The sequence below is a fragment of the Bacteroides mediterraneensis genome (genome assembly GCF_025993685.1).
Lineage (GTDB): Bacteria > Bacteroidota > Bacteroidia > Bacteroidales > Bacteroidaceae > Phocaeicola > Phocaeicola mediterraneensis_A.
The window spans coordinates 3626427-3646742 of the sequence record NZ_DAJPEN010000001.1; the positions used below are offsets into that span (position 1 = coordinate 3626427).

The window sequence follows — 20316 nt, forward strand, 5'->3', positions numbered from 1 at the left end:
AACCCACTCATAACGAAATACTTATCAAAATGATTTAAAAGAAATCCTCTGCGTCACTCATTTGTGGCACAGCCTTTGCAAATAGAGAAGTGAACTTGAACCTCAAGAAGTTGAAAGACCTCAAGGAGTCCGGGTTCAGAAACAAATTGATAATAAAAAAATAAAATATAGGAGATTACAACTATGATGCCGACTAGAAAATATTACAATCAGAACTGGTTACCAAGTATCTTTAATGATTTCTTTGATAACGATTGGATGGTGAAAGCTAACGCTACTGCCCCTGCAATCAATGTAGTGGAAAGCGACAAAGACTACAAGGTAGAAGTTGCAGTTCCGGGAATGACCAAAGACGATTTCAACATTCATTTGGGTGAAGAAAACGAACTCGTCATTTCAATGGAAAAGAAAACCGAAAACGAGAACAAAGAAAACAAGAAATACTTGAGACGCGAGTTCTCTTACTCAAAATTCCAACAGTCACTTTATTTGCCTGACAACGTCGATAAAGAAAAAATCAGTGCAAACGTGGCCAATGGAGTGTTGACAATTGAATTGCCGAAGTATTCTCAGGAAGAAAAAGCAAAGGTCAACCGTGTGATTGAGATACATTAATCATAACAATTAACCGAAAAGCTCTCGTCTGCACTTACCTGCGGGCGAGAGTTTTTTATTCTGGAACCCACTAAAAACGATTGATATATGGCATTTATTGATTACTATAAAATATTGGGTGTTGACCGTAATGCCACACAGGATGAAATCAAGCAAGCCTACCGGAAGCTGGCAAAGAAATACCATCCTGACCTGAACAAGGATGACCCATCGGCGGAAGGAAAGTTCCAGCAGGTGAATGAAGCCCATGAAGTATTGAGCGATCCGGAAAAGCGAAAGAAATACGATGAATATGGGGAACACTGGAAACACGCTGATGAATTCAAGCAGGAACGTGAGGCATACAGTCGGGCCCAGCAGGAGAACGGTGGCTCAGGCTACTGGTACTCCATGAATGGCGACGAGTTCAGCGGAGGATTCGGAGGAGCAGGCGCAAGCGGTTTCTCAGACTTCTTCGAACAACTCTTCGGACACAGAAGCGGTGGCCGTGGAGGATACAGCATGCGGGCCAAGGGTGGCGACATAGAGGCCCAGATGCATCTGTCACTCAGTGAAGCATACGTCACCCACAAGCAGACGTTCAGCGTCAACGGTGAGAACATCCGTATCACCGTCCCGGCGGGAGTAGCCGACGGGCAGACCATCCGGCTGAAAGGCTACGGAGAGAAGGGCATGAACGGAGCAGAAAACGGTGACTTGTACATCACTTTCGTGATTGACAAGGATGCTACTTTTGAACGGGAAGGCGACGACCTTTATACCCACGTGGATGTCGACTTGTACACCGCCGTACTGGGTGGAGAAGTACAGGTAAGAACCATGGACGGTATGGTCCGGTTGAAAGTAAAACCGGGCACACAGAACGGTACGCAGGTACGTTTGAGGGGCAAAGGATTCCCGGTCTACAAACAACCCGGTCAGTTTGGCGACATGATTGTAACGTACAACGTGAAGATACCGACTTCATTGACCGAAAAACAGAAAGATTTGTTCAACCAGCTGCGTGCTGCCAGCTGATAAGATATAAGCAACCCCGTAGGAGGTTTCCGCAAATGTGGAGGCCTCCTACGGGGTTTTTGTGGGTACGAGTCTACCCGACAGAAATTTCTATTACATCCGAGGAGGGAAAATGTGCTATTGAATCAGCGGAAGACGGATTCCAAGTTTATAGATACGGACATAACCATCCCATCCAATACGAATGTAACCATTTTTCATACAATCAGATCGAACAGGATTGTCACCTGTTCCAGCCAATGAAACTTTCCAAATAACCGCATTATTAGCAATTCCTATTTGCTTGTCTTTCACCGTTGGCCGAGTGGCTTCATCACATAATTTTTTAAAGATACCGCTCTCAATCTCATAGGTCACCTGACCATTATCACCCACAACAGGACGTAATCCTTCTATCCAATCTTCATAATCCATTGATTGATGGAATGTTGTAAACACAACACGTTTATCTTGCTTAAGTTGGTTATACCTTCTCACAAGTTCTTCTCTACTTATTTTATTCGCCTCAAAGTCATCGTCACAAAGTCTAACGACAAGTTCAGGAATAGTGTATGTCTTCCCTGTACCCGGAGCTCCACAAAGAATAATATTCTTTATCCGTTTCCATATAAGCACTTTTTCGTCATACCAATCTAAATCTGGCAATTGCTCCACAAGTGAAACGTCGCTACCCATATTTGCATTGGCAGAAAGCTCATAAAATGAATTCTCTTTAATTCTATTCGAAGCCATACCCTTTTTTATATCATTCAAGATATCCATATATTCAGAGTATTCTGGAACCTTCTTTGGCAAAACAATATCGTACTGTTCTTTCAAGTATTTTCTATTTGTGCTATCAAAAGCCAAAAAGTCGTTTGGACGAATCCAAAACAATCCCATTGTAATATTGACATTAATAATATACTGCGTAATAACCTTATTATACTCTGTTTCAAAATCCTCATTATTAACAACCTTGACAAACAAGTTCCAAAGATTTTGAATATCATCCTTTTTCCGGCGAGATCTAAAACCAAAAAAATGAGATTTTTGATTATTCAGCACAGGAATGCCATTAAAGTCATGAGGTACATCCGCTTTCATCTGAAATTCACGTTTAAATAATTCTGTTGAATTTAACCGATTCTCAAAGCTAATACCTCTATTAAACAAACCAAATACAGTGAATGGATCTATATCTACCAATAAATCTTCTTCACCATTCTGGTCATGAAGATATTTAGCAAGTAATTCATCACGGTGCTTATAAATCAAAGCAAGTAATGATGTTCTATTGCTCTGAAACTGCATTAATTTATCTGCAAATTCTTTATAATAGGGAATCCAACTAAATTGCATACCAATAACACTGTTTAAAAACTCTTCCAAATTTACATAAAAATATTCGCTTTTATACCAGCGTAAAAATAAAGTTCCACAACAGGATTCATTATCCATTCCATATTCAAACAATCCGACGAGATGTCAAAACAATTGGTAAGCATATTCACAATGCCATGCATGAAGAATTAGAAGGTCAAGTGGTAATCGCAAAATTTGCGACCACCACTCAGCATGGTGCTATGCCCGGGAAAACACAGACTCAACAGACTGAATATTACAATTTAGATATTATTATCTCAGTAGGATATAGAATAAAATCAAAAAGAGGGGTAGCATTCCGAAAATGGGCCAACTCAGTACTTTCTGAATACATAATCAAAGGCTATGCCATCAACGACCAGCGGTTACAACAACTGGGCGAGGTGATACGAATCATGAAACGTACCCAAAATGAACTTGAAACCAAAAAGGTAGCATCGGTAATATATACCAGAGTTTTGGCGGTGAAGATGTCTATCCTACCGTGGAAGAAAAAGCAGCCAACTTGCTTTACTTTGTCACCAAAAATCATAGCTTCAGTGACGGGAACAAACGTATTGCAGCAACGATTTTTCTATATTTCCTCGACAAGAACGGTATCCTATACGATGAGAATGGGTACAAGAGAATAGCAGATTATACACTTGTGGCACTTACAATCATGATTGCCGAATCCAGAATTGAGGAAAAGGAAATGATGGTTAGCATTATCATGAACTGTATCAGAAAACATTCCTTGCGCTAAATATGGATTGAGGCTGTCTTCAGTCTATCCTCGCAGCACATAGCCTTTTTTCGTCACAGATTCGATCTTGACCGATGAATCTCCTTTCAAAGCCTTGCGCAGGTACGTAATCTGCACATTCAAAGCCAAAGAATTCGCATACGAAGTGTCTCCCCAGACGTGCTCCAGCAACTGCTCTCTGCTCACCACAGAGTCCCGGTTCTTAATCAGCATACGGAGAATTTCTGCCTGACGGGAAGTAATCATCACCTTGTTGGCTTGGGTACGTAATTCATTGTTCGTGTAATCAAAAGTGGTATGCCCCAACGGATAGACTTCCTTATCCACCGTATCTTCCACCTCTCCGAAACGCTCCTGAATCCGGGCAATCAGTTCCTCCGGGTAGAAAGGTTTGGCCAGATAATCATTGGCCCGCACCTTAAAACCTTCCAGACGATCTGTCTTGTCGGAACGGTCTGTCAGAAAGAAAATCAACACATGCCGGTCATGCTCCCGAATCTGTCGGGCCACCTCATATCCATTCACCTCGGGCATATTGATATCCAGCAATACCAGATCGGGCTTCACTTCGGGATACTGCTCCAAAGCAATCCGTCCGTTGCCGGCATAGAACACCTCATACCCCTCGGCTTCCAGAAAACGTTTCAGAATCAGGGCATATTTCAAATCGTCGTCTGCAAAAAGAATCTTCAAGTGTTTCATACATCGTCATTTTGATTGAGGAATCTCGAGGGTAAAAACTGAACCTCTACCCAATATACTTTCTACACCCACAGTCCCTCCATGGGCTTCCACCATCAGCTTTACATAACTCAGTCCCAGGCCAATTCCTGGCAAACCGCGGCCGACCATCTGCTCCGAACGGTAGAACTTGTCGAAAATATGCAACTGGTCTTGGGAGGAAATACCGAAACCATTGTCGGCTACCCGTATTACCAGTTTCCCTTCTGCCAGCGATGCACTGATACGAATACACACCTCATTACCCGAGTACTTTATGGCATTTTCCACCAAGTTACTGATGCTATTCGTGAGATGTACGGAATCGGCAGTTACCCACAACGGATTAGGAGTGAGCCGGGTTTCAAAACGTACATGCTTGTCAGCCGGAATTACGGTCAGCCTCAACAATTTCTCCAAAGTCTCGCTCAAATTGAACAAACGCACCGAGAGCGGGGTCTGCTCATCATCCGCCCGTGTCATTTCGCGTACCTTCACCAGATAAGCCGAAAGATTATCAAGTTCGAACATGGAGTCTTTCACCACCTCATCCATCATCTGCTCATCTTTCCGCATCCGCTTGTTGTTCAAGAACGCCACACACATTTTCAAGGTCTGCACCGGACGTTTCAGCTCGTGAATCATCGTATTGACAAAACCTTTCCTCAGCTCATCCAGCTTGTATTGTTTCAAGATGGTCCGTACCTGATAAATCAGACAGAAAATCAACAACAGAATCAGTATCAGCGAACCGACCAGCTGCCACCCCATCTCTTTCAACAACGGGTTTGTCGGCAGGTCGACATAGCCCGTCACCGCATCGCGGACAAAAGGATTGTAGGGATAAATAAATTTCATGCGATACCTCATGCATGATTTCTCCACCACATACGTCCCCTGCCAAAGAAAGGAGTCAAGTTTGACCAGCTGCCAATCCGTCGCATGAATGTGGTGGCTGGTGAAGAGCGAATCTAACGCCTGCAAATCAAACGGTCGGTCTGCATACTTTGTGTAATGCAAGCTTGCATTCACAACCTCGTCAAGAGACAAACCGGTGACATTAAATGAGTCTACCAGATGCAAATTCCCCAACGAATCCGCATCATATAATTTAGAAAATCTGACATACGATTCAGCCTTCCCTTCCTCAAAATTCATTTTCAGAGAATATCCCAGCTTGACCAAATCAGAATCTTTCGTTGCCCGGTTCGCGTCCACCATCTTGATGGCATGGTTGGCATCCAGTGCCAACGTAAAATTCTTATCCTGAAGCACCAGCAGGGTATCATTCAACCGGGCCATATAGGCCAACGCCGTATAGGTATATTGTTGGTACAACCAATACACCTGCCCGCCAATCACCAGCAAGGCGGTTACGATTGTCAATATCCACACCAGCTTGATTTGTTTTCCCATCTTTCAAATTCTTTTCCACAAAAATAAAAACCTTATGCGATTTACAAGGTATGTCCACCCTCCCAATTTGAAGAGGATAATATTTCAGTAATAACTTTTTTCCATTACTCGCCGCACCACCGTTTACCTTTGCCGCATCAGAAAACTTTAAATTACGGGAATATGAACAAAAAATTATTTCTTACACTCAGTCTTTTAGGCTGCCTGTACACTGCACTCTCTTCACACGCACAACTCTTTGTGGTGGATACAAGTTCTATCTTTAACCAAGACTCCATTGATACCCAACGCATCAAGGTGCAATATGAGATGACCTATCTGCAAGATACGGTTTCGGAAGACGCCAAACCCGGTCAAGAAACCCTGATGCTGGAAATCGGCAAGCAGTACAGCAAATGCTACAGCTATAACTTTTATGTACGCGACTCATTGCTGATTGCCGACGCCCAAGCGGGTGCATCGAAGGAAACCATGTTACAACACGCCGCTGCGATTGGGGACTCCCGAATCTCTTACCAGATATTCAAACATTACCCAGCAGGCAAAGTCACCACGCTCGACCGCCTGGCAACCACCAATTTCTTGTGCGAAGAGAAAGAGGAAATGCCGGAATGGACGCTTCTCTCTGATACGGCCACTATTCTTTCTTATTCCTGCCAAAAGGCTACCTGCCGCTTTAAAGGCAGAAATTATACTGCCTGGTACACGATGGAAATCCCAGTTTCGGAAGGACCCTGGAAACTGTACGGATTGCCGGGACTGATTATCAAAGCAGAAGATGACAAGAAGCACTATACGTTCAGCTGTACTGGAATAGAACAATGCAAAACTCCGAAACCCATCCTGATCAATCTCAAAGGAAGGGAAAAGGTTTCCCGCTCCAACTTGAACAAAATGTATGAACGGATGGCCAAAGACCCGATGAGTTTCATCGCTTCGACTGCGCCCCATGTAAAGGTCAGTGTGACCGACGAACACGGGAACCCGATGAAATCATTCTCCATACTTTATAACCCTATTGAACTGTCTGAATAATCCTCCTGCTGTATGAAATCCTTGATTTTTCTCTTCTTCCTGCTTTCCACCTGTCAGATGCAAGCGCAATCCCTGATCAAAGGGAAAGTCATTGACAATGAAACGCACCAACCGCTGGAAAGAGCTGCGGTCACCCTCACCCGCGACTCAAGTAGCACCGTCTACAAGTATGCTTTGACCGACCCGAAAGGATGTTTCTCGTTCTCCGTATCCGAAGACGCTGCATGGACGGTACATGTCACCTACTTGGGATACCAGAAAGAAAGCCGGCCTGCGCAGAAGGGAAAAGAAATAACTTTCCAGCTGGAACCGGAAGCCATCTCCTTGAAAGAAGTGGAAATCAAGGGAGGACGTATCTACGGACGACAAGATACCGTGAAATACGACCTGTCCCGTTTCACCTCCGGAAAAGAGCAGAACATCAAGGAGGCATTGAAAAAACTGCCGGGAATTGACGTAAACGAACAAAGTGGAGAAATCCGATACAACGGGAAAGCCATCAGTCAGTTTACCGTGGAAGGAATGGATGTGTCGGGAGGACGCTATAACCAAATCACTGAGAACCTGAAAGCAGATGCAGTGGAAAAGGCCGAAGTAATCGAGCACTTCCAGCCCATCCGTTCCTTACGCAACAAGATGCCGAGTGACAAAGTGGCTTTGAATCTGAAACTGAAACCGGAAGTCCGTTCCCGCTGGCTGCTTACCTTGCAGGCTGCCGGTGGGTATGGCGACCAAATGTTGTATAATGGAAAGTTCAATGCCTTACAGCTGGCTCGTGAACGGCAAGGTATCTATTTGTATAAGGCCGATCATACCGGAAAAGACCTTTCCACCGAACTGCAACAACTGACCACCGACAACCAGAACTTCCTCACGCCGACCGATGTTCCGACCTTTATCGACCAGCCTACCTTTTCCTTCCCCTTGGAAAAACAACGGTTGATGGACAATACCACCCATCTGGCATCTGTAAACCGTCTTTACCGAAAAAACGAAGAACAACAGTCCCGTTTCACCTTCCACTACTTGTACGACGAACAACACCGTAACCAAGGGACCCAGGAAATTTACTACTATCCTACCGACACAATCCATATCGCACAAGCACAGAATTACAGTCTGTACACTCACCAGGCGCAAGCCACCTACAACTATGAACGGAACGGCACACGGTCTTTCTTCCGTAATCTACTGGAAGCCCACGGAGCCTGGAGTCACAGTCAGGAAAACCTGCACGGCAACCTGAAACTGACCCAGCGCCTGCAAACGAACAGCCTTCAGCTAACTAACCAAATGAATCTCTTGACCACCCATGAACACGCCACCTCCGGCTTTCGCTCTTTCTTCCGCTATACCTACCAGCCCACCACGCTTCATTTTGCGCAAGTCAACCAATCGTTCGGGCTCCAGCAGGCCTATATGGACAACCAAGGTTATTACCAATGGAAAAAGAACGGAATGACCTTTGGAATTACCGGAGGTGTCCAAGGAGAATGGTTGTTACTGCACCAGACAGCTAATTTCTCCAGTCCCCAATTCAAGCTCTATGCCATCCCGATGTGGATGTGGGAACAAAACACCTTCCGTCTGACCGTATCCGCCGATGCGGCTTATCTAAGGAAAACCAATCCACAATATACAGACCTACGAATCAGTCCGACGGCCTCACTATATTGGCAGTTCAGCCCACGTTGGGAGTTGACCGCCCGTGCCCAGTTCCAACAAAAGAATGAAGAAGTCACCGCATACTACCCGTATTCCTACTGGCAGAACTACCGAACCATGGTTTCCTTTTCACCCCATGTTCCAGAGTTGCAGGATCAGCTCTACTCCTTTTACCTGACTTACAAACGGACTGTTCACGAATTTTTCTGGTCACTTTCAGGAAGCTACTGGAACCGGAAGAACCCACAGTTAGTTCATTCGGAATATCAAGACAGTATCTTCACGCTCACAACCTGGGAAGTACCGAATCGTAATCGCAGCTACAGCCTCACCAGTCTGCTCTCAAAAGGCTTCTATGACTGGCATCTGAAAACTTCACTGGAAGCCCAACTCCTTTACAGTGAGGGAAAACAAGCCGGACAGGGCTCGGTCCAAAACTACCGCTACACCCAACTTACTTTCACCCCAAAAATCGATTGGTCGCCTCTCTCTTGGTTCAATGCTACGTACCTGGCAACCCTTACCTGCAATCGTTCCCGCATCGGAGAAGGAAACAGTCTGCCTGCTCTATGGGATATCCGCCAAAAAATCAACATTGAAATAGGGAACCGTACCTTCCTAGTCCGTCTGATTGGTGAACATTACTATAACCAGCTCGACGAAAACCATCACCAACATGTATGGCTTGCTGATGCCGAAGCTTCATACATCAAGGACAAATGGCGGTTTTCCATGAGCCTATGCAACTTGTTCAATCAAAAAGAATACCGATATACGACTTATTCGGCTATTCAACAATATACTTCATGGATCAAAATGCGACCAAGAGAAATCTTAGTCTCAATTCAATATCAGTTATAACGCATACTAAAAGTCAAGAAAATCAAATTCTGGTTTAACTTTCGGTTTAACTCGGAGCTCAAGAATTTATGCTTCATCAACGAATCCCTCAGATTTTTACGTTAATCCCTTTTAATTTTTGCTAATAAATTGCCAGTTAAAAACGAAAAAGGCTTTATAAATCTGCGATTTATAAAGCCTTACCAATAATATCTGTACTCGAAGCGGGACTTGAACCCGCACAGCCATTACTGGCCAAGGGATTTTAAGTCCCTCGTGTCTACCGATTCCACCATTCGAGCATCCTTTCAAAGAAAGAGCGGAAAACGAGACTCGAACTCGCGACCCTAACCTTGGCAAGGTTATGCTCTACCAACTGAGCTATTTCCGCGTTTACGGGTGCAAATGTAGGGAGTTTTGCAATACGCTCCAAACATTTCACCCGTTTTCTTCTTAATTTTTATGCGTTTATCGGCCTAGGAGAGCTTTTTCAGCCTCTTCCACCTTCTCAAAGTTGAATCCGCTCACGGCCTGCTGCATCAGTTCCTCAATCTTGTCGTTACACAAGTTACCGATGCTTCCGGCATGGGTGTGATGCACGGTCTTTTCGTGGGTAAACTTACCGGCTTCGATGTCCAGACCCACTTTCTTGTAGGCGTCACGGAACGGCATGCCTTCGGCTGCCAGACGGTTCACCTCTTCCACACTGAACATATACAGATACTTATCGTCGTCCAGAATATGCTCGTTGATTTTAATCTTGTCCATGATGTAGGTAGCCATCTGCAAACAGTCTTCCAGTTCCTCGAATGCCGGGAGGAATACCTCCTTGATAATCTGAAGGTCACGGAAATAACCGGAAGGCAGGTTGTTCATAATCATCATGATCTGCTGCGGAAGTGCCTGGATTTTGTTGCATTTGGCACGGGTCAGTTCGAACACATCCGGATTTTTCTTGTGAGGCATGATGCTGGAACCGGTGGTACATTCATCGGGCAGTTTCACGAATCCGAAGTTCTGACAACTGAACATGCAGGCATCAAAGGCCATCTTCGACAAGGTGCCGGCGATAGAAGCCAGCGCAAACGATACATTGCGTTCCACTTTACCACGTCCCATCTGGGCATACACCACATTGTAGTTCATGGAATCAAATCCCAGCAGATGGGTGGTCATCTCACGATCCAAGGGGAAAGAAGAGCCATAACCTGCCGCTGAGCCTAATGGGTTACGGTTGCACACCTTATAAGCGGCCTGCAGGAACACCATGTCGTCTACCAGACTCTCGGCGTAAGCACCAAACCACAAGCCGAAAGAAGAAGGCATGGCAATCTGCAAATGGGTGTAACCCGGCATCAGCACGTCTTTATAACGGTTACTCTGGGAAATCAGTACATGGAACAGACGTTCCACTGCCTCTGCCACCGACTTCAACTGGGCGCGGATGAACAGCTTCAGGTCCACCAGCACCTGGTCGTTGCGCGAACGGCCGCTGTGTATTTTCTTTCCCACATCTCCCAGACGACGTGTCAGCATCAGTTCCACCTGTGAATGTACGTCTTCCACCCCGTCTTCGATGACAAATTCTCCGCGTTCTACGGAAGCATATATTTTTTTCAGTTCTTCCAGCAAAATCTTCAGTTCGTCGGCCGTCAGCAATCCGATACTTTCCAGCATCGTGATGTGTGCCATCGAGCCCAATACGTCATACTTTGCCAGATACATGTCCATTTCACGGTCACGTCCCACGGTAAAGCGGTCAATCTCCGCATTTACCTGTACATTTTTCTCCCAAAGTTTTTGAGCCATAATCACAATTTTTATTCACCGGAGATATTCCGGTCGTTTCATTTAATAAGGAAGCATGGCCAGCATGTCTGCCAGTTTCTCTACCCCTTCCTGCAATGGTTTCGACACCATGGCCTTCATAAACATATTTACTTCGGCACGGATGGTGACTTTCATTTTGGCCTCTTCCTCGGTCACGGGAAGAATCTGAATCCACAAATTCAAAGGTATAGGCGATTTGTCACCTTCAAACTTGATGCACTTCAGGGGTTCACGCTCAATGATGCGCAATGTGAGGTTGATGCCCTGCACCTTCAGGGTGATGGAATCACGGTCGAACGACATGTCTTCCAGCTTTCCGTCCAGTTTGTCTTTCACCTCATTCAGACGTTCCCGAACCCCTTCCAGGTTGTTCAGGTCGGACAGTTTGTTATACACTCGTTCCTGACTATAAGGAACATGCTTCACATTACTTTCAAATTGTACAGCCATGTTGTTTTTTAATCTTCAAGGAAAACCCTTCACGGCATTGCACAAAAAAATGTCATCTTGAGCAGAGTGGACTCGCTCAGGATGACATCTCCTATTTACAATCCGAGACTGCTTTCCTAATTACAGAATCTTTTATTTTCCAGTCCAGTGAGAAGGATCTTCTCTCCATGCCTGCAGCACAGGGATGTCTTCTTCGTTAATGTAGTCAGTTTTCAAAGCAGCATCCAGCACGGCATTGTAGTTGGTCAAGGTAACCAGTTCCACTTTTGCTTTCTTGAATGCTTCTACCGATACATCGAAACCGTAAGTGAAGGAAGCCACCATACCGATAACTTCACAACCGTCACGACGAATGGCATCTACCGCCTTCAAGCTACTACCGCCGGTTGAAATCAGGTCTTCTACTACGACCACTTTCATTCCCGGACGCAACTCGCCTTCAATCAAATTTTCCAAGCCATGGTCTTTCGGGCTTGAACGAACATATACAAACGGCAAGTTCAACTCCTCTGCCACCAAGGCACCTTGTGCGATAGCCCCCGTAGCGACCCCGGCAATGGCGTCAACTTCACCGAACTTTTCCAGAATAACACGACAAATCTCCAACTTAACGAAGTTACGAAGTGCAGGATATGACAAGGTCTTACGATTGTCACAATAAATCGGTGATTTCCAACCTGAAGCCCAAGTAAACGGGTTAGCCGGCTGAATCTTCACAGCCTTCACCTTCAGCAACTTTTCTGCAAATAATCTTTCCAAAGCTTTCATAACTTTTTAATTCTCTGATAAATGTTTTTGCAAAATTATGGAAATACATCGGGAATAGAAAATTTAAGGGTATTAAAATTTTTAAAAGGTGTCGGAATGTACTATTTTGTCCATGCCAGTGTAGCAATACTAAGATGAATTCCTTTTATTTCTGACAAAACCTCGGCACAGGAGGTAAGTGTGGCACCAGTTGTCAATACGTCATCGACCAGCATCACATGTTTCCCTTCCAGCAGACGAGTGCCGCCTGCCAGCTGGAACAGATAAGCCGTGTTTTCCTGCCGCTCCCAAGCCGATTTATGAGTCTGTGTCTGGTTATTCCGCACCCGCTGAAGAACTCCGTCGCATACCGGTATGCCGGTAAGTCGGGAAATACCTTCCGCCAACAGAAGACTCTGGTTGTATCCTCTGGTACGCAGACGGTCCGGATGCAAAGGTACCGGCAACAGATAATCCACACCTTCAAAGAAGCCAGAAGGCTGAAGTTCATAGGCCAGCATCTCTCCCATGTACCGGCATACCTGCTGACGCCCGTAGTATTTCATGCCGGCCAAAATATGTGCCACCTTCCCGCCACGGGAATAATACAATAACGAAGAAGCCCGCACAATGGGAAAACGTCCCCAGAAAATCTTTTCCATTTCATTGCCGGGTGTATTCCCCAAATGGGTGAAAGGCAGCTGCGACAAACAATCACAACAAAGCACCTGCTCCGAAATCTGCAGTTTTTTCCCACACGCCATACACTGCCTGGGGAAAAAGAAATCGCGTATGTCAGTCAAAATCCTCATCCGGGTCCAGTTGGTTGACGTAACGGCGAATCTCCTCCAATGTAAAACCCCGGCCCATGGCAAAACGAATCAGTTTCATGCTCCGCTCATAGTCATTGGCAGCCTTGATGCTTTTCATCTTCTGTTTCAACAGTTTTTTCAGGATGCCGTCGTATTCTTCGGTATCAATCTCTTCCAGTCCGGCCTGTATGTCTCCGTCCGACAGTCCTTTCATGCGCAACATCTGCGCAATCTTCATGCGCCCCCACTGATTGAAACGATACTTGTCGCGCACATAGAAACGACAGAAACGCGCCGCATCCAGATAGCGTTCCCGATGCAAATGGGCCATAATCTGGGCTGTCACCTCTTCCGAGGCCCCCCATTTACGGATTTTTTCCTCCACCTCCGACGGGCAACGCTCCACCGCCGAACAATAGGCCTCAGCCTTGCTCTTTATCTCTGCTTCACTTAATTCTCTCATGGTCTCACTGCTTTTATCATCCGGTCGTTTCCCGACAAATCTTTCCGCAACGCAATGTCGCGATACCCACATTCTTCCAGCATCCGGACGGTTTCTGCTCCGTAGGCCCGGTTGATTTCAAAATACAATGCCCCGCCTTCCGTCAGCCAGTCGAATCCTTTCCGGGCAATCCGCCGGTAAAAGCACAACGGGTCCGTATCGGGAACAAACAAAGCCAGTTCCGGTTCCCAGTCAAGTACATTGGCCTCCATCTCGCCCCGTTCACTTTCCGTAATATAAGGCGGATTGCTCACCAGCACATCTACCCGACAGTCGGGCAGCTCATCCTGAAGGATGTCGGCCTGAAACAAGGTCACTTTGCCGCCATACCGCTTTACATTGACGGCTGCCACCCGCAAGGCCTCAGCCGAAATGTCACAGGAAGCCACCTCCGCCTCCGGCAGCCTTTCTGCCAGTGCCACCGGAATACAGCCACTTCCCGTGCCGATATCGAGAATGCGTACTTTCCCGGCTTTCTGACAATCAGACACTATCCATTCCACCAGTTCCTCAGTCTCGGGACGGGGAATGAGCACGCCTTTTTCCACGTGGAAAGACAGGCCGCAAAAAGGTGCTTCCTGCAGAATATACTGAAGAGGTTCCCGTTGTTTCAGGCGAGCAAGAATATCCTCCACCTCCTTCCACTCTTTCGTGGAAAAATTCATATCTTTGCCTGTATAAAGTTCCATCGTGGAAAGATGCAGAATGTCCGACGAAATCCATTTCGCCATGGCCGACGCCTCTCCTTCTGCGTAAAAGGAACTCAGTTCTTTTTTAATATGTTGATAAACCGGATGCATGTTTGCAAAAGTAAGGATAAAAAACGAAGATTATGACAATAGACGAAAAATATATGCGGCGCTGCATACAGCTGGCCAGAAACGGCATCTGCCACACAGCCCCCAACCCGATGGTGGGAGCAGTGATTGTGCGCGACGGGAAAATCATCGGTGAAGGTTACCATGTGCGTTGTGGCGAAGGACATGCCGAAGTGAATGCCATTGCTTCGGTGAAGGATGAAAGCCTGCTCAAAGAGGCCACCATTTATGTCAGTCTGGAACCGTGTTCCCACTATGGAAAGACTCCTCCCTGTGCCGACCTTATCATCCGGAAAGGTATTCCCCGAGTGGTAGTGGGCTGTGTAGACCCGTTCTCTTTGGTGGCCGGAAGAGGTATACAGAAACTGCGGGATGCCGGTATCGAGGTCACGGTGGGTGTTCTGGAAAAAGAATGCCGGGAACTGATTCGTGCCTTTATCACGTTCAATGTGAAAAAACGTCCCTACATCACCCTCAAATGGGCACAGTCGGCCGACGGATTCATCGACATCCAACGCAACGAAGGAGCTCCCGTACGCCTTTCTACTCCGTTATCTATTTTGGCTGTACACAAGATGCGAGCTGAGCAGAAGGCCATCCTGGTGGGACGACGCACCGCTCTGCTCGACAATCCGTCGCTGACGGTACGCGAATGGTACGGGCTGAACCCGCTCCGACTGGTCATCGACCGACAGCTGACCTTGCCGCCTCATCTGCACCTGTTCGACGGCAGTACCCCTACCCTGGTCTTTACGGAAAAAGAAAAGGCCGATACCCAGAATCTCACGTATGTGACACTGGATTTCGGCCAGAATATCCTACCGCAAATCATGCAGGTGCTTTATGAGCGGAAAATTCAGACATTATTGATAGAAGGAGGAAGCCAGACACTCCAGTCCTTCTTGGAACAAGGATTATGGGATGAAGCCTTCATCGAACATGCGCAAGTATCCTTGCACGACGGAATCCCGGCTCCTACCCTTCCCTGCGGCTCGGAAAGCCGTTTCTTCTTCCGTGACGGCGCACTGGTCCAGCACTGCCGCCACGCAGAATAAGCTTAGAAACGGCAGCTGATGCCGGCCATGAAATGGAAGCCCTCCACCGGATAGCCTGCTTCTGTGGCATACGTCTTGTTAAGCAGGTTGTTCAGGCGGGCAAACACGTTGAAACGATTCAACAATTCATATTCCGCTCCTACCGACAAGTTATTCACACCGTCAACACGTCCCAGTTCACCCATCTTCTGACGGCGTTCATAATTATAACTCAGCAGGGCATGGCAGTCCTTGACTACTTTCGCACGGATGCCGAAATCCACCTTCACCTGCGGTTTGAACTGCAACAGACCTTCGTTACCGTCTGTCACGGTCCAGTTATAATAGGTTCCTCCCAACGAGAAATCCACCCAGTCACGATAAGCATAGCTCACGGAAGCGCCTCCGTAACCCACTTTTCCTTTATCCTGCCAGATTCCTGTATAGAACAAATTCTGCTTGTCTGTTTTAAATCCACCCGGCACGGCAAACAGTTCGTTCTTTGTGATGCGATAACCTCCATAAAGCTCGAAGCCCAAGCCTGTCACCGGAGACGCTTTCAGTCCCAGCTTGGCATCCAGCGGTGTATAGGAAGTCCGCATCTGCTGTGCCACCACCCAGTAAGGAGAGAAATCATTCAACCGGCGGAAATCATTCAGCCGACTCCCTCCCAGCAGGTTCACATACACCACATACGAATCGGCGAACGTATACTCCAGCTTTACGTCGGGAGCAGCTTTCAGTCCGCTGCCATTGGCCGTCTGGAAATCCACATGTGCTCCCAAACGTAACCTCAGGGCTTCATTCTGAAGGGTATAATACGGATTCAACTGCACCAGCGTATAGTCCTGCTGCGACACGTCGTGAATCAGATTATCCATTTCCAGTCCGATGCCCACCTGCTGCTCGTCGTTAATGTTCCCCAGTAAGAATCCTTGAGTATGGAATATGTTTTCTGACCCGTACAGCATGTAATACGTATCGTAATGGGTACTGAAACTCCGCAGACCCGTCTGCAAGCCAAACTGAATGGGCAAATCCTTGTCGCGGGATACCACCCCCACATATCCTTCTCCCAGCGTATAACGCTGCGTAGCGGGCCAAGTTTCGACATTCTCATTCAAAGACGGCATGTAATTGAACACCTGCGAAGCAAAAGCCCCGCCCAGTTTCAAAGCCACTCTCCGGAAATCATGCCGGTAATCCAATGACACATCCGTCCGGTAGAAACGGGATTTCCAGTCATCTGTGCTCTGGAAATGCGGAATATCTCCGTTCCGTCCATACAAGGAAGCCATCACGCCCAATTGGTCTTTCGAAGAAATATCCCACAGATAACTGCCCCTCAAATCCACATTGTTCAGAGTGCCATACGCCAGACGGACATAGCCACGGTCGGCTCCTTTCTGTGCCAGCTCCCTTGGCATGGACTCCATTGGAGCCACCTTCCAAGCTCCCAGCGGATGTCGTTCCGTAGCATACTGGATGGCCTGTTTCGGAGCGGCGGGCTCTTCCACTTCAGGCATGACATTCACCTTGAACGCATCCATCACTTCGGGATTGTACTGATTCTCCACTACCACCGTCCGGTTCAGAGTGGAATCTTTTTCCGCTCCCTTCTGCGCGCAAATTGTGGATACAGGCCACAGACCTGCGCAAATCAATATCGTACTTATGTATCTCATCTTACTTTACACTTTTAAGTTTGGCCAGACGGCTTTCAATCATTCCGGCGATGTCATCGTCCGCCTGATAATTCTGTTGCAAGGACAGCAGATACTGCTTGGCTTCCATCTTGCGGTCCAGTTTCACATACACATCCGACAGCAGGACAAAACTTCTCGCCAGCCAGTAGGCATGCGGGGTGCTGACCTCAATGTAATCGAGCACTTCTTTCTCAGCTTTAGCTGTTTCTCCCTCGTCGAAATACGTCTGTGCTACCAAATACTTAGCCTCTGCCCCGTACACGTTACGGGTGTCCTTGGCCAGTTCCACTAAATCGGCCAGCGCTTCCTGCTTCTGTCCTTCCGCCAGCAAGGCCTTGGCCCGGAAATACAACGCTTCACTCCGCACCTCCGGTGTCAGCTTGGTCTGTTTGAGCAAAGCCGAAGCGGTGACTACGGTTTCTGCCCGGTCGTCCAGCGAACGGGCACTACGCAGAGCCCCTAACTCAGCCTGCAAGCGGTCTTCCTGCACCGAAGAGCGGTCGGCCAGACGTTTGTACAGGTTCAACGCCTTGGCATATTCTTTCCGGTTGTAGGCCATCTCGGCACAAAGTGCCAACGCCTCCCCTTCGTATTTGCTGCCCGAGAAACGGAGCACTTCTTCCAGTCGGGCGGCAGCCGATGCATAATCTTTCTGGTTGTAGTCAATCAATCCCAGATAATACGCCGCATCCACACTGAAGGCTCCCTGCGGGAACGACTGCAAGTAACGCGTCAGGCTGGCCTTGGCACCGGCAATGTCGCCGCGCATATAAGCCCGTTCGGCTGCCGTATAGGTCAGTGAATCCCGTTCACTCACGTCGAACTTGGCCCCACCGGGGATGGTAGAAGCGAACGCCATGTAATCGTCCACCTTGTTCAAGTCTACATAAATGGATTTCAGGTCGCGCTGCGCCAGACGAGCCTCCGCACTGCCCGGATAAGTCGTAATCACCTTCTTGTAAGCGGCAATGGCTTCCTGGTAACGGTCGTTCTGGTAATACAGCAGACCGATTTCGTTGGCGGCCCGACGGGACAGTTCGCTTTCCGGATAGCGCTGTACCAGCAACGAATAACGCCTGATGGCATTCTCGCTGTCCTCCATCTGCACGAACGCACGCCCCTGCTCATACAAGGCATCGTCCAGATACGATGAAGAAGGATAATCCGTAATCAGCTTGTTGAGTACCTGTATCTTTCCGGCATAATCCCGTTGCAGTCCTTTCACGATACCTTCCTGGAACAAGGAATAATCACCCAGTGAAGGAGCGATGGCCACAGCCTGCGCATATTGCTGACGAGCTTCTTCGAAGCGGCGTTCATAGAAATAGCAGTCGCCGATACGGTTGTAGGCATCGCCCGCCACCGAAGCATCTTGTGTCCGCCCGTTCTGCACGCAGCGGACAAACCAGTCGCGTGCGGAGTTATATTGTTTCTGTTTGAACAAGCTGTATCCCAGACAGTAAAGAGCCAGTCCGTATTCCTGTGAATTCTTGTCGGTGGCAAACTCCAGATAAAGCCGCATGTCGTTGGCAGCCTCCGGATAACGTGCCAGCCGGTATTTCGACTCCCCGCGCCAGTAATATGCATCCGCCTTGGTTTTCTGGTTATACTGTCCCAACTGCAGGGAGCGGGTAAAATAATCCAGTGCCCCGCGGTAGTCCGCCTGGGCAAACAGCTGCGTGCCCATGCGGAAAAGCAATTTCTGCTTGGCCTCCAGAATACGGGCACTCGGATGGGTAATCTTATCGATTGACCGTAATGCCACCTCATAGCTGCGGGTATTCATGTACACCTCTACCAGGTAGTCGTTCACCTTCTCGGCATAAACCGACGACGGGTACTCATTCAGGAAACGTTCGAACACCGTGACCGACTCGGCAAACGGAGAATAAGACGTTTCATGAATGCACAGCGCATAGTTGAACAACGCCTGCTCCTGAATGCTGCGGTCGAAATCCATGCGCGACGCCTGTTCGAAGGCCATACGCGCCTGATTGCGCTCCTTCAACTGCAAGCCCGCCAAGCCCATGTGGAGGTAGGCATTCTGCGCCAAAGCATCCGGAGCTCCGGTCGCTTCTCCCAGCCGCGCCAACGCTTTGGAATAAACTCCTGTATTGAAATAACTCATACCCAGTTTGTACATGGCCAGTCGTGCCGGCATTGCCTCTCCTTCGCGATAGCGTTCCAGTGACTGGATGGCAGCAGCATAGTCTTTCTGCCCGTAAGCAGCCTCTCCGGAAATGCGGCTCATCTGCCCCGCATTCTTTTCTTCCGGATACAAGGCCAGATACGCATCCGCTACCTTCCGGGCCTGTGCGTAATTTCCTTGAATCAGGTAAATATCCGCTATATAATAAGGCGCCAATTTCTGGAACTTCCGGTCGTTCTGTACCTCACGGAATCCCTGCAAGGCCGAATCGTACTTCTGCTGCACGTAATCGATGTACGCCAGGTTGTACACCGCATCGTTCCGATAATCCTTGCTCGAATCTTTCAATACCGAGAACCAGAAGGCTGCCTCCTGCCATTTGTCCACCTTCAAGTACGATGTACCCATGCGCAAGGCACTGGCATCCCGTTCCTCGTCCGACAAAAGAGAAATGTCACACCCCTTCAGCGTGGCAATGGTCTCCATGTACTTCTCTTCCGAAAAGTAACTGGCAGCAATGAGTGCCTGCACCCGGTTGCGGTAACGTGATTCCGGATGAGCCTCCAGATAATCCGACAAGACCTCCCGGCATTCCGGCAGATGCAACTCATACGCCGTACAAGCCAGCATGTAATCCACCTCATCGGCCCAGGCCTTTTCCCCTGCCTGACGGGTATAAAGGACAAGGGTCTGTCGGGCGGCTGCATAATCCTGACGGAGAAACAGTTCCCTTCCCTCGTTGAACAAACGGTCGGCTCCGGTCAGCGGTTCTACCTGCTGCCCCGATACAGCCAACGGCAAGGCGCAACAAAGGCCCGCCGTCCAGATATATTTTTTATACTTACCCATA

16 protein-coding genes, 2 tRNA genes and 1 pseudogene are annotated in these 20316 nt (G+C 47.8%); 6 read left to right on the forward strand and 13 right to left on the reverse strand.

Annotated elements, in window-relative coordinates; translation table 11 throughout:
• Positions 1-183 precede the first annotated feature (183 nt).
• Together OIM59_RS15475 and OIM59_RS15480 are read left to right on the forward strand one after the other, a co-directional pair.
• Positions 184-615, forward strand: a complete 432-nt coding sequence (locus OIM59_RS15475; RefSeq protein WP_072543796.1) for an Hsp20/alpha crystallin family protein — start codon at positions 184-186, stop codon at positions 613-615.
• Positions 616-702: 87 nt separating this feature from the next.
• Complete coding sequence (locus tag OIM59_RS15480) at positions 703-1632, forward strand: DnaJ C-terminal domain-containing protein (protein ID WP_022355192.1); 930 nt, start codon at positions 703-705, stop codon at positions 1630-1632.
• Between the two features lie 117 nt (positions 1633-1749).
• Here the strand turns inward: OIM59_RS15480 and OIM59_RS15485 are convergent, their stop codons facing one another.
• A complete protein-coding gene (locus OIM59_RS15485) occupies positions 1750-3072 on the reverse strand; it encodes a hypothetical protein (RefSeq protein ID WP_299167763.1) in 1323 nt (440 codons plus the stop codon).
• A 20-nt stretch (positions 3073-3092) separates the two neighbouring features.
• Here OIM59_RS15485 and rhuM point away from each other — a divergent pair.
• A pseudogene (gene rhuM / locus OIM59_RS15490) lies at positions 3093-3742 on the forward strand (RhuM family protein); the annotation flags it as partial.
• A 24-nt stretch (positions 3743-3766) separates the two neighbouring features.
• Here rhuM and OIM59_RS15495 read toward each other — a convergent pair.
• Together OIM59_RS15495 and OIM59_RS15500 are read right to left on the reverse strand one after the other, a co-directional pair.
• Positions 3767-4444 carry a response regulator transcription factor gene (locus tag OIM59_RS15495; RefSeq protein WP_299167764.1) on the reverse strand — a complete coding sequence of 226 codons (678 nt, stop codon included), beginning with the start codon at positions 4442-4444 and terminating at the stop codon, positions 3767-3769.
• Positions 4445-4450: 6 nt separating this feature from the next.
• Positions 4451-5878, reverse strand: coding sequence for a sensor histidine kinase KdpD (locus OIM59_RS15500; protein WP_299167765.1), 1428 nt, complete (start codon positions 5876-5878; stop codon positions 4451-4453).
• Positions 5879-6040: 162 nt separating this feature from the next.
• Between OIM59_RS15500 and OIM59_RS15505 the strand changes: the two genes are divergently transcribed.
• Together OIM59_RS15505 and OIM59_RS15510 are read left to right on the forward strand one after the other, a co-directional pair.
• Entirely contained in the window at positions 6041-6913 is an 873-nt protein-coding gene (locus OIM59_RS15505; RefSeq protein ID WP_303897627.1) for a GLPGLI family protein, read from the forward strand.
• A 12-nt stretch (positions 6914-6925) separates the two neighbouring features.
• Positions 6926-9439, forward strand: a complete 2514-nt coding sequence (locus tag OIM59_RS15510; protein ID WP_299167767.1) for a carboxypeptidase-like regulatory domain-containing protein — start codon at positions 6926-6928, stop codon at positions 9437-9439.
• Positions 9440-9634: 195 nt separating this feature from the next.
• On the opposite strand, the gene OIM59_RS15515 is transcribed toward OIM59_RS15510, so the two are convergent.
• The 8 genes from OIM59_RS15515 to prmC form a co-directional block, all read right to left on the reverse strand.
• Positions 9635-9720, reverse strand: a tRNA-Leu gene (locus tag OIM59_RS15515).
• Positions 9721-9736: 16 nt separating this feature from the next.
• Positions 9737-9809, reverse strand: a tRNA-Gly gene (locus OIM59_RS15520).
• A 77-nt stretch (positions 9810-9886) separates the two neighbouring features.
• Positions 9887-11227, reverse strand: a complete 1341-nt coding sequence (gene argH, locus OIM59_RS15525; RefSeq protein ID WP_299167768.1) for an argininosuccinate lyase — start codon at positions 11225-11227, stop codon at positions 9887-9889.
• A 42-nt stretch (positions 11228-11269) separates the two neighbouring features.
• Positions 11270-11698, reverse strand: a complete 429-nt coding sequence (locus OIM59_RS15530) for a polyketide cyclase (RefSeq protein WP_072543794.1) — start codon at positions 11696-11698, stop codon at positions 11270-11272.
• A gap of 132 nt (positions 11699-11830) precedes the next feature.
• Complete coding sequence (gene pyrE / locus OIM59_RS15535; protein ID WP_022355171.1) at positions 11831-12466, reverse strand: orotate phosphoribosyltransferase; 636 nt, start codon at positions 12464-12466, stop codon at positions 11831-11833.
• A gap of 101 nt (positions 12467-12567) precedes the next feature.
• Positions 12568-13209: a ComF family protein gene (locus tag OIM59_RS15540; protein WP_299167770.1), complete on the reverse strand. Its 642-nt coding sequence runs from the start codon at positions 13207-13209 to the stop codon at positions 12568-12570.
• Positions 13210-13240: 31 nt separating this feature from the next.
• A complete protein-coding gene (locus tag OIM59_RS15545) occupies positions 13241-13720 on the reverse strand; it encodes a regulatory protein RecX (protein WP_299167771.1) in 480 nt (159 codons plus the stop codon).
• Positions 13717-14559 (reverse strand): peptide chain release factor N(5)-glutamine methyltransferase, encoded by an 843-nt coding sequence (prmC, locus tag OIM59_RS15550; RefSeq protein ID WP_299167772.1) that lies wholly within the window; start codon positions 14557-14559, stop codon positions 13717-13719. The genes OIM59_RS15545 and prmC overlap by 4 nt, the downstream gene beginning before the upstream one ends.
• Before the next feature lie 32 nt (positions 14560-14591).
• On the opposite strand from prmC, the gene ribD reads away from it, so the two are divergent.
• Entirely contained in the window at positions 14592-15632 is a 1041-nt protein-coding gene (gene ribD, locus OIM59_RS15555; protein ID WP_299167773.1) for a bifunctional diaminohydroxyphosphoribosylaminopyrimidine deaminase/5-amino-6-(5-phosphoribosylamino)uracil reductase RibD, read from the forward strand.
• 2 nt (positions 15633-15634) lie between these two features.
• On the opposite strand, the gene OIM59_RS15560 is transcribed toward ribD, so the two are convergent.
• Both OIM59_RS15560 and OIM59_RS15565 read right to left on the reverse strand, forming a co-directional pair.
• On the reverse strand, positions 15635-17296 hold the full coding sequence (locus tag OIM59_RS15560) for a TonB-dependent receptor (RefSeq protein ID WP_299167775.1): 1662 nt from the start codon (positions 17294-17296) through the stop codon (positions 15635-15637).
• A gap of 1 nt (position 17297) precedes the next feature.
• Entirely contained in the window at positions 17298-20315 is a 3018-nt protein-coding gene (locus OIM59_RS15565; RefSeq protein ID WP_299167777.1) for a tetratricopeptide repeat protein, read from the reverse strand.
• Position 20316 lies beyond the last annotated feature (1 nt).

Bases quoted from the DNA above. Each gene is read 5' to 3' on its own strand.
- OIM59_RS15560 (WP_299167775.1), bottom strand. From the start codon at position 17,296: ATGAGATACATAAGTACGATATTGATTTGCGCAGGTCTGTGGCCTGTA.
- OIM59_RS15480 (WP_022355192.1), top strand. From the start codon at position 703: ATGGCATTTATTGATTACTATAAAATATTGGGTGTTGACCGTAATGCC.
- OIM59_RS15475 (WP_072543796.1), top strand. From the start codon at position 184: ATGATGCCGACTAGAAAATATTACAATCAGAACTGGTTACCAAGTATC.
- OIM59_RS15500 (WP_299167765.1), bottom strand. From the start codon at position 5,878: ATGGGAAAACAAATCAAGCTGGTGTGGATATTGACAATCGTAACCGCC.
- OIM59_RS15495 (WP_299167764.1), bottom strand. From the start codon at position 4,444: ATGAAACACTTGAAGATTCTTTTTGCAGACGACGATTTGAAATATGCC.
- ribD (WP_299167773.1), top strand. From the start codon at position 14,592: ATGACAATAGACGAAAAATATATGCGGCGCTGCATACAGCTGGCCAGA.
- pyrE (WP_022355171.1), bottom strand. From the start codon at position 12,466: ATGAAAGCTTTGGAAAGATTATTTGCAGAAAAGTTGCTGAAGGTGAAG.
- OIM59_RS15530 (WP_072543794.1), bottom strand. From the start codon at position 11,698: ATGGCTGTACAATTTGAAAGTAATGTGAAGCATGTTCCTTATAGTCAG.
- OIM59_RS15505 (WP_303897627.1), top strand. From the start codon at position 6,041: ATGAACAAAAAATTATTTCTTACACTCAGTCTTTTAGGCTGCCTGTAC.
- OIM59_RS15565 (WP_299167777.1), bottom strand. From the start codon at position 20,315: ATGGGTAAGTATAAAAAATATATCTGGACGGCGGGCCTTTGTTGCGCC.
- prmC (WP_299167772.1), bottom strand. From the start codon at position 14,559: ATGCATCCGGTTTATCAACATATTAAAAAAGAACTGAGTTCCTTTTAC.
- OIM59_RS15485 (WP_299167763.1), bottom strand. From the start codon at position 3,072: ATGGATAATGAATCCTGTTGTGGAACTTTATTTTTACGCTGGTATAAA.
- OIM59_RS15540 (WP_299167770.1), bottom strand. From the start codon at position 13,209: ATGGCGTGTGGGAAAAAACTGCAGATTTCGGAGCAGGTGCTTTGTTGT.
- OIM59_RS15545 (WP_299167771.1), bottom strand. From the start codon at position 13,720: ATGAGAGAATTAAGTGAAGCAGAGATAAAGAGCAAGGCTGAGGCCTAT.
- OIM59_RS15510 (WP_299167767.1), top strand. From the start codon at position 6,926: ATGAAATCCTTGATTTTTCTCTTCTTCCTGCTTTCCACCTGTCAGATG.
- argH (WP_299167768.1), bottom strand. From the start codon at position 11,227: ATGGCTCAAAAACTTTGGGAGAAAAATGTACAGGTAAATGCGGAGATT.